The following is a 2,362-nucleotide window of genomic DNA, read 5'->3' as shown; positions in this document are numbered from 1 at the left end:
TGCGCATCACCCCCAGCAACGTGGCGGAGATCGGCACGCTGGGTACGTCCTTCAACACCATGGCGGCCTCGTTGCAGGACAGCCGCACACGCATCGAGGAGTCGCGCAAACGCCTGGAGCTGCTGTACGAGGCGAGTGTGTCGGTGGGCACCACGTTGGATGTGGAGCAGACTGCCCGGGAGCTGGCGCAGGTGACGGTTCCCTGCTTCGCCGACTTCACCACCGTCGACCTGCTGGCGCCGGTCCTGCACGGTGAGGAGCCCTCGGCCAGGGAGAATACGCAGCTGCGCCGGGTGGCGCTGGCCGGCATCCGGCAGGACGCCCCGCTGCGCAACGTGGGGGACCCTATGGCGTCGGGCCTTTCCACGACGGAGGTGCGCGGGCTGAAGACCGGGCAGGCGACAATCGACGTCGACCTGCGCACCACCCCCGGCTGGGGCTCGCGGGATCCGGCGCGAGCTGCACGCATCCTCGACTACGGCATCCATTCGCTGATCAGGACGCCGCTCATGGCCAGAGGGGTGACCATCGGCACGGTCGGCTTCTGGCGTTGCCGACCCGAGCCGTTCGGACAGGACGATGTAGACCTCGCCGAGGAGCTGGCCGCCAAGGCGGCGGTCGCGATCGACAACGCGCGCCGCTACACCCGGGAGCGGTCCACCGCGCTGACGCTGCAGCGCAACCTGCTGCCGCAGCAGTTGCCCGGCCAGACGGCAGTGGAGGTGGCCTCCCGCTACCTGCCCGCCGGGCCGCAGACCGGGGTGGGCGGCGATTGGTACGACGTGATCCCACTGTCGGGCAGCCGAGTCGCCCTCGTCGTCGGCGACGTCGTTGGTCACGGCATCCACGCCTCCGCCGCAATGGGACGCCTGCGCAGCGCCGTGCGCACCCTGGCCGAAATAGACCTGCCTCCAGAGGAAGTGATCACCTACCTCGACGACATCGTCCTCCACGTCGGCGATAGTGCCCAGGACGAGGACAAGGTCTCGGCGGCCGACCTCGGCGCGACGTGCCTGTACGCGGTCTACGACCCGGTTTCCCGCCAGTGCTCCCTTGCCACCGCAGGCCACCCGCTGCCCGCCGTGCTGGCACCGGATGGCACCGTGCGGGTCGTCTCCGGTGACATCGGACCGCCCCTGGGCATCGGCGGCCTGCCCTTCGAAGCCACCGAACTGGAACTGGACGCCGGCACTGTGCTCGCCCTGTACACCGACGGCCTCGTCGAAGCGCGGGACAGGGACTTCGACAGCGGTCTGACCCAGCTGTGCGACACGCTGGCGCGCCCCGCAGCCACCCTGGAGGAGACCTGCGACAACGTGATCGGATCCCTGCTCAGAGGCCACCCGGCCGATGACGTTGCCCTGCTGCTAGCCCGCACCCACGCCCTGTCACCGGAGCAAGTCGCCACCTGGCAGATTGCTGCCGACGCCGTCCAGGTCGAGCACGCCCGCAAGCTGGTCGTCGGACAGCTCGTCGAATGGGGACTGGAGGAGGAGGCGACTTTCATCACCGAACTGGTGGTCAGCGAACTGGTCACCAATGCCATCCGCTACGGCGAACCGCCCATCCAGCTCCGCCTCATCCGCGATCGCGCACTGATCTGCGAGGTCTCTGACGCCAGCAGCACCACACCGCACCTCCGCCATGCTCGGACCTTCGACGAAGGCGGGCGGGGACTGCTCCTCGTCGCAGCCCTCACCCAGAGCTGGGGTAGCCGGCAGACCAAGACCGGCAAAACCATCTGGTGCGAGCAGGCGCTGCCCTACGGCATGACGACGCCCCACGAATGACCAGCGCCACGGTGGTCGTCAGCGGGTCGAATCAGAGTGATCGCCCCCGGAAACGATTCAGGCCTGGCCCTGAATCGTTTCCGAGGCGGGTGACAGGAACAGTGCAGGAACGTGCATGCCGGAATCGGGACAGTTGCGACCGCCTACACCCTGGGGCGCAGCCCGTCGACGCCGACGCCGGGTACGGCCGACCCCTTGGCGATGGCCACTCCCGCGGACTCGCTCCGCGTCCGGCAGCTATGCGCCGTGCCCTCCGGACGGGTCGGCGCACGTGCCTTCGGCGGGGCGTGTGGGCTCCAGTTCGGCCCTGGCCCGCCAATCCGCTCAACAGAGCACCAAGCCGCTGCAGGGAAGGAGAACGTGTTCGGGGGGCGTACATACAGTTGTGCCCGGCCGTGACCAGCGAACCACCACTTCAGGAGAGGTCCAGTACAACTGACCGATGCCTTCCCAGGTCGAACATTTCTATCTGAACACGGATAAATTGTTCATCAAGGGCGTCTCGATCCTTTCCTTCGATAGGTGGATCATGAGGGCACGGCCTGGGTATGCGGGTCCACGACTGGGGCTGA

General features: G+C 67.9%; 1 protein-coding gene. It reads left to right on the top strand.

The features are described 5' to 3' along the window. Positions 1-1,790, top strand: a 1,790-nt coding sequence (locus tag ABT078_RS42410; RefSeq protein WP_351237810.1) for an ATP-binding SpoIIE family protein phosphatase, incomplete at its 5' end; no start/stop codon positions are given. Positions 1,791-2,362: the final 572 nt, after the last annotated feature.

This window comes from Streptomyces sp. NPDC002133 (genome assembly GCF_040296405.1).
Taxonomy (GTDB): Bacteria; Actinomycetota; Actinomycetes; order Streptomycetales; family Streptomycetaceae; genus Streptomyces.
This window is presented reverse-complemented; position numbering and strand designations above follow the sequence as displayed.